Origin of the sequence: Geobacillus sp. Manikaran-105 (genome assembly GCF_002809955.1) — a bacterium.
GTDB classification, from domain to species: domain Bacteria; phylum Bacillota; class Bacilli; order Bacillales; family Anoxybacillaceae; genus Geobacillus; species Geobacillus thermophilus.
In genome coordinates this window covers 36,135-42,966 of record NZ_PIJG01000024.1, presented here as the reverse complement: position 1 = coordinate 42,966, position 6,832 = coordinate 36,135, and the positions used below count along the sequence as shown (strand labels likewise).

General features: G+C 53.9%; 8 protein-coding genes. 7 read left to right on the top strand and 1 reads right to left on the bottom strand.

The features are described from left to right. Positions 1-94: 94 nt before the first annotated feature. Entirely contained in the window at positions 95-1,015 is a 921-nt protein-coding gene (locus tag CV945_RS08920) for an aldo/keto reductase (RefSeq protein ID WP_100659598.1), read from the bottom strand. 117 nt (positions 1,016-1,132) lie between these two features. Here CV945_RS08920 and CV945_RS08915 point away from each other — a divergent pair, with 117 nt between their 5' ends. From CV945_RS08915 to deoB, 7 genes are all read left to right on the top strand, one after another. Further along, complete coding sequence (locus CV945_RS08915) at positions 1,133-1,690, top strand: NUDIX domain-containing protein (RefSeq protein WP_100659597.1); 558 nt, start codon at positions 1,133-1,135, stop codon at positions 1,688-1,690. Further along, on the top strand, positions 1,683-2,873 hold the full coding sequence (locus CV945_RS08910) for an endonuclease Q family protein (protein WP_100659596.1): 1,191 nt from the start codon (positions 1,683-1,685) through the stop codon (positions 2,871-2,873). Before CV945_RS08915 ends, CV945_RS08910 begins: the two co-directional genes overlap by 8 nt. A gap of 151 nt (positions 2,874-3,024) precedes the next feature. Next, entirely contained in the window at positions 3,025-3,687 is a 663-nt protein-coding gene (gene spoIIM, locus CV945_RS08905; RefSeq protein WP_033009057.1) for a stage II sporulation protein M, read from the top strand. A gap of 97 nt (positions 3,688-3,784) precedes the next feature. Then, complete coding sequence (gene fur / locus CV945_RS08900; RefSeq protein WP_033009058.1) at positions 3,785-4,240, top strand: ferric iron uptake transcriptional regulator; 456 nt, start codon at positions 3,785-3,787, stop codon at positions 4,238-4,240. A gap of 109 nt (positions 4,241-4,349) precedes the next feature. Further along, positions 4,350-4,562: a YqzK family protein gene (locus CV945_RS08895; protein WP_033009060.1), complete on the top strand. Its 213-nt coding sequence runs from the start codon at positions 4,350-4,352 to the stop codon at positions 4,560-4,562. Positions 4,563-4,568: 6 nt separating this feature from the next. Continuing rightward, positions 4,569-5,465, top strand: coding sequence for a site-specific tyrosine recombinase XerD (gene xerD / locus CV945_RS08890; RefSeq protein ID WP_100659595.1), 897 nt, complete (start codon positions 4,569-4,571; stop codon positions 5,463-5,465). A 135-nt stretch (positions 5,466-5,600) separates the two neighbouring features. Continuing rightward, positions 5,601-6,788, top strand: coding sequence for a phosphopentomutase (gene deoB / locus CV945_RS08885; protein ID WP_033009064.1), 1,188 nt, complete (start codon positions 5,601-5,603; stop codon positions 6,786-6,788). Positions 6,789-6,832 lie beyond the last annotated feature (44 nt).

The window sequence follows — 6,832 nt, the reverse complement described above, 5'->3', positions numbered from 1 at the left end:
GACACGCCTCAAAGAATAAGGATTGCTTGAAGCAGTCAAACTTCTTTGGAAGCCCCCACTTCAAATTTTCGCTAGAAAATTAAGTGGGGGTAGTTCACCGATGCACGTCGTACACCGAGCGTTTCGTCGCTTGTTTCAGCCATTCGTATTCAGTGCGGTCAAGCGGCGGGGCTGACGCAGCGGCGACGTTTTCCTCAAGCTGTTCAAGGCGGCTGGCGCCCGGGATGACGGCGGCAACGACCGGGTCATACAAGCAAAATTGCAGCGCGGTCGCGGTCAAGGACCGGCGTCCGGCCGTTTTTTCCTTCAGCTTCGGGATGAGCGCCTGCAGTTCTTCATACGAATAATCGAGGTAGCCGTGTTGTTTCACCGCGCTGCCCGCCTGCTCAAGCGGGCGGCTCGTGAGCAAGCCTTTTGCGACCGGGCCGCGGGCGATCACGCTGATGTTGTGTTCGCGAAGAGGCGGGAACCATTCTTCCGGGCGGCGATCAAGCAAGCTGTATTGCATCATGACGCTGACGATGTTCGAGCGCTTCACATATTCGCGAATGACGTTTGGGCGGATCGAGGAGATGCCGTACCAACGGATGACGCCTTCTTGCTTCAACTCTTCGAACGCTTCAATCGTCTCATCGATCGGGTCGTCGATCGTGCCGCCGTGGAGCTGGTATAAGTCAATGTAGTCCGTTTGCAGACGGCGCAGGCTCTCTTTGACCGCTTGTTTGATATAGGCTTTTGACGGATCCCAGTCCCAGCCGCTGCCATCCGGCCGCCAACGGTTGCCGACTTTTGTCGCGATAATGACTTGGCCGCGTTTTCCTTTCACCGCTTTGCCGACAAACTCCTCATTTAAGCCGCGGTCGTATAAATCGGCTGTATCCAAGTAGTTGATGCCGCGCTCCAACGCTTCATGGATGAGATAGATGGCATGGCGCTCATCCGTGCCGAGCGACATGCAGCCGAGGCCGATTTCGCTCACATACAAATCCGATGTGCCGATGCGGCGTTTGTTCATTTTTTGCGCCTCCTTTCGCGATCAATGACACGTCCATTGTACAACGGAAGCGAAAAAATGGCCAAACATGTAGTACAATGGAAAAGAATCGATCCAATTTGATAGGGGAGAATGAACATGGAGCTGTATGAAAAAACGATCCGCAAAGAGAAGCTGTTCAGCGGCTGCATTATTGAGTTGTATGTGGAGGAAGTGGAGCTGCCAAACGGGCAGAAAAGCCGGCGCGAGGTGATCAAGCACCCGGGCGCGGTGGCGGTGCTGCCGCTGTTGCCGGATGGGAAAATCGTTCTTGTCCGCCAGTATCGAAAAGCGCTCGAGCGCGCATTAGTCGAGATTCCGGCGGGCAAGCTAGAACATGGGGAAGAGCCGCTCGCTTCCGCACACCGCGAGCTGGAAGAGGAAACGGGCTACCGCGCCCAATCGATGCGCCATCTGATTTCTTTTTATACGTCCCCGGGGTTTGCCGATGAGCTCATTCATTTGTATGTCGCCGAGGGGCTGGAAAAAGCGGAGGACGGCGCCGATTTGGATGAAGATGAGTTTGTCGAGCTGTTGGAAGTGACATTGGAGGAGGCGCTTCATATGCTGGAACGACGCGAAATTTATGACGCCAAAACGGCGTACGCTTTGCAATATTTGCAGTTGCGCCGCGCGTTGGGGGAGCAAAATGCCTGATCAAACACACGCGGGCGGCCTCGGCCGTTATTACGCTGATTTACATATTCACATCGGCCGCACCGCCTCGGGCCGCCCGGTGAAAATTACCGGGGCGCGGACGTTGACGCTTGAGAACATCTTGCATGAGGCGGCTGAGGTGAAAGGGATCGACCTCGTCGGTGTTATTGACAGCCATGTGCCCGAAGTGCTGGACGAGCTCGAGCGGGCAATGGAGAAGCACGGTTGGCGCGAACATGAGGGGGGCGGCGTCAGCGCCGGAAAGGTGACGCTTTTGCTAGGCAGTGAAATCGAAGTATATGACGACCATTGCCATGGACCGATCCATGTGCTCGCCTTTTTGCCGACCGTTTCCGCCATGCGCGCGTTTTCTGTCTGGCTTGGGGAGCGGGTGAAAAACGTATCGCTCAGCACGCAGCGCCTTCACGCCTCAGGGCGCGAATTGCAACAGACAGTGAAAGAGCGAGGCGGCTGGTTCATCCCTGCGCATGCATTCACCCCGTTTAAAAGTTTGTACGGAAGAGGCGTCGAACGCAGCTTGACGGAGGTGTTCGACCCGGATCTCATTGATGCTGTAGAACTTGGGCTGAGCGCCGACACGGCGATGGCCGACCAGATCGCCGAATTGCATCGCTACCCGTACTTGACGAATTCCGATGCCCATTCGCTGCGGAAAATCGCCCGCGAATATGAAGAAGTGCGGCTTTCCTCCCCGACGTTTGCCGAGTTTGAAAAAGCGCTGCGCGGTGAAGACGGGCGCGTGATTGTCGCCAACTACGGTTTAAATCCGAAACTAGGAAAATATCACCAGACAGTGTGCGAGCGTTGCCTTGCGCCGGCTGCACCGGACGTCGACAGCTGTGCGGCATGCGGCCATCATCGGGTCGTGAAAGGTGTGTTTGACCGGCTGGAGGAGCTGAAAACGGCAGAACGCGGGCCGAAACGGCCGCCGTACATTTATCAAGTGCCGCTTGAATTCATCCCCGGCCTTGGTCCAAAAGCGTATGAAAAACTGCTTGGCCGTTTTGGCACGGAAATACGTGTTCTTCATGAGGCGTCGGAGGAAGAGATCGCGGAGACGGTCGGAGAAAAATTGGCCCAACTGATCGTCCTTGCCCGCAGCGGCGCGCTCTATATCGAGGCCGGGGGCGGTGGGAGATACGGAAAAGTGCGGGAAGCGTGATGGACAAAAGCGGGAGGAAGCGGAACGCTGAGCGCCATGGCCCCATCCAGCAAGGGAACGGCCATGGCGGTGTTCTTTTGGCAAAAAGCAGTCATACATCAGGCGGATGGACATACAATCTACTAAGAGACAAATAGGAGGACGAAGCACGATGAGAACCCATCCGCTGAAATCGGCCGCCGCTATTCATTTGCGCGACCACGCTTCACTATACGTATTTGTCATCGTCCTGTTTTTAATGGGCGTCATTTTTGGCGCCATTGTCGTCAACAGCCTCGGCTTCAGCCAAAAGCAAGATTTGTATTATTACTTGGCGCAATTTTTTGGACAAGTATCAAAAGACAACGTGGCAAGCGCCCACGACATGTTCCGTCAAAGCTACATGCATAACGTCAAATATATGGCCCTCATGTGGGTGCTCGGCATTTCCGTCATCGGACTGCCGGTCATTTTGGTTTTACTGTTTTTAAAAGGCATTGTCGTCGGCTTCACCGTCGGCTTTTTAGTCAATCAAATGGGCTGGAAAGGGTTTTTATTGTCATTTGTTTCGGTGATGCCGCAAAATTTGCTTGTCATTCCGCTCATGATCGTGATGGGCGTGATGTCGATATCGTTTTCCTTGCGGATGGTGCGCAATCAGTTTATGAAACGGCCGCACGAGCCAGTGTTCCCGATGGTGATGCGCTATGCCGCGGCGATGGCCGCGGCCGCCTTCGGGCTGCTTGTCTCTTCGGCGGTGGAAGCGTACCTTTCGCCGGTCTTGATGAAACAGGTGGTGAAATGGGTCGTTAATTTAATAATAATTATTATGTAGTAATCATTGTTGTTTTTTTGTGATAGTAATTATACTTTGAACCTTCCCGCGCACATTTGTTATAATGGGAGGTGAATAGCGAGGGAGGAATGAAAACATGGAAGATCGTGTGGAACGAATTAAGAAGCAGCTGCACTCAGCCGGCTATAAACTGACGCCGCAGCGGGAAGCGACAGTAAGAGTCCTGCTTGAACATGAAGAAGACCATTTAAGCGCGGAAGACGTCTACCTCCTCGTGAAAGAAAAATCCCCAGAGATCGGACTGGCGACCGTATATCGGACGCTCGAGCTGCTCACCGAGTTGAAAATTGTCGATAAAATCAACTTCGGGGACGGGGTGTCGCGCTATGATCTCCGCAAGGAAGGGGCGGCCCATTTTCATCACCATCTCGTTTGCCTCGAATGCGGATCGGTAGCGGAAATTCAAGAGGATTTGCTTGAAGACGTCGAAGCCATTGTCGAGCGGGAATGGAAATTTAAAATTAAAGACCACCGCTTGACGTTCCACGGCATTTGCCATCGCTGCCAGCAAAAACACGAAGAAGAAAAATAAAAAACCTTTTCCGGCGGGAAAGGGTTTTTGCGTATATACGTATAAATCAGGAACCAAACGGCATATCCTCATACTAGCAAACAGACAAGCTGCCGATGGGGAGGATGCCATGAAAACCGTTTGGCAAATGGTGAAAGTATTTCTTTTGTTTACGGGATGCACCATTTTATTTTATTATAGTCTTGTATGGTTTAACCGCGAATATGAATTTTATCACCGGTACGATGAGCCGAAAGGATCGGCGGTCAAAGTATCGGCGGCAGAGAGTGCGCCGCCCAGCTGGCTTGACCGGCTATTATTTTTTTATCGCGACGGGGAGTAGAGAGCGTTGGAACACGAATTGAGCGATTTCCTGCATTATTTGACGGTGGAGCGAAACTTGGCGCATAACACCATTATTTCATACGAGCGCGATTTGAAAAAGTATGCCCATTATTTGCGCCAAGTTGAGCAGCTCGGGGCGTGGGGCGAAGTCGAGCGGCTGCACATTCTTCATTTCTTGAAATTTTTGAGCGAACAAGGACAGTCGGCGCGGACGATTGCCCGTCATTTGGCGTCGATTCGCTCGTTCCATCAGTTTTTGCTGCGGGAGAAAATCGTTTCCCAAGATCCGACCGTCCATATCGAAACGCCGCAGTTTGAGCGGACGCTGCCGAAAGTGCTGTCGGTCGAGGAAGTGGAAGCGCTCTTGTCAGCGCCGCAGACGAATACGCCATTTGGCTTGCGCGACAAGGCGATGCTCGAGCTGTTGTATGCGACCGGCATGCGCGTCAGCGAACTCGTGCAGCTGAATTTGGCTGACGTGCACTTGACGATGGGGTTTGTCCGCTGCTATGGAAAAGGTCGAAAAGAGCGGATCGTGCCGATCGGGCGAATGGCGATCGAGGCGCTTATCCGCTACTTGGAGCACGGGCGTCCGCAGCTTGTCAATCCGCGCAAACGGGCAACCGAGGCGCTGTTTTTGAACCATTACGGGCAGCGCCTGACGCGGCAAGGGTTTTGGAAAATTTTGAAACGACTGGCCAAAGAGGCGGGAATTGAAAAAGAGCTAACCCCCCATACGCTCCGGCACTCGTTTGCGACTCATCTGCTTGAGAACGGGGCTGACTTGCGCGCCGTTCAGGAACTGCTTGGGCATGCTGACATTTCAACGACGCAAATGTATACGCACGTGACGAAAACGCGCCTAAAAGACGTGTATAAACAGTACCATCCGCGCGCCTAGCTGCGCCCATTGCTGTGGCTGGGCGTTTGCTTGTTTGTAAAGTTGTCAGACTTCTGACCAATTCACCGCCAGCGTGTTTTGCGCTCAAATTAGGAACAATAGGAAGAGACACCATCTTCATTGCAGGCAGGAGGAATGAACGTGAAAGCCAGATACCGGCGCGTGTTTTTAATTGTCATGGATTCGGTCGGCATCGGCGAGGCGCCTGATGCTGAAAAGTATAACGACAAAGGAGCGGATACGCTTGGGCATATCGCTGAATACCGCGGCGGCTTGCGCATGCCGAATATGGCGAAGCTCGGTTTAAGCCATATTCGTGAAATTAAGGGAGTGCCGAAAGTCGCGGAGCCGCTCGCGTATCACACCAAAATGAAAGAGGCGTCCGCCGGCAAAGATACGATGACCGGCCATTGGGAGCTGATGGGCCTTCGCATCGACAAGCCGTTCCGCGTCTTTCCTGACGGATTTCCGGACGAGCTGATCGCCGAACTGGAGCGGCGCACCGGTCGGAAGGTGATCGGCAACAAACCGGCAAGCGGAACGGCGATCATTGAAGAGCTCGGTGAAGAGCATATGAAAACAGGGGCGATCATCGTCTACACATCAGCTGATTCTGTCTTGCAAATCGCTGCCCACGAGGACGTCGTGCCGCTTGAGGAGCTGTACCGCATTTGTGAAATCGCCCGTGAGCTGACGCGCGATGAGCCATACATGGTTGGGCGCGTCATCGCCCGCCCGTTCATCGGGACGCCCGGCCGGTTTGAGCGGACGCCGAACCGGCATGACTATGCGCTCAAACCGTTCGGCCGCACGGTGATGAACGAACTGAAAGACGCGGGCTATGATGTGATCGCCATTGGAAAAATCGCCGATATTTACGACAATGAAGGGGTGACGCAATCGCTGCGGACTACCTCGAACATGGATGGCATGGATAAGCTCATCGGTACGCTCAGCATCGACTTTACCGGGCTCAGTTTTGTGAACCTCGTCGATTTTGATGCCAAATATGGCCACCGCCGCGACCCAAAAGGCTACGGCGACGCGCTTGAGGAGTTTGACGCCCGGCTTGCCGAGGTGCTGCCGCGGCTGAAAAACGATGACCTTCTGATCATTACGGCCGATCATGGCAACGATCCGGTGCACCATGGAACGGACCATACGCGCGAATATGTGCCGCTTCTGGTGTACAACCCGCGTTTTCAGGGCGGAAAGCCGCTCCCGGTCCGCGAAACGTTCGCCGATGTCGGGGCGACGATCGCCGATAATTTTCAAGTTCATATGCCGCCGCACGGAACGAGCTTTTTGGCCGACTTAAAGTAACAGAGGCCGCTCTGCTTTTTTGGCGGTGAAATGATGAGACAAGG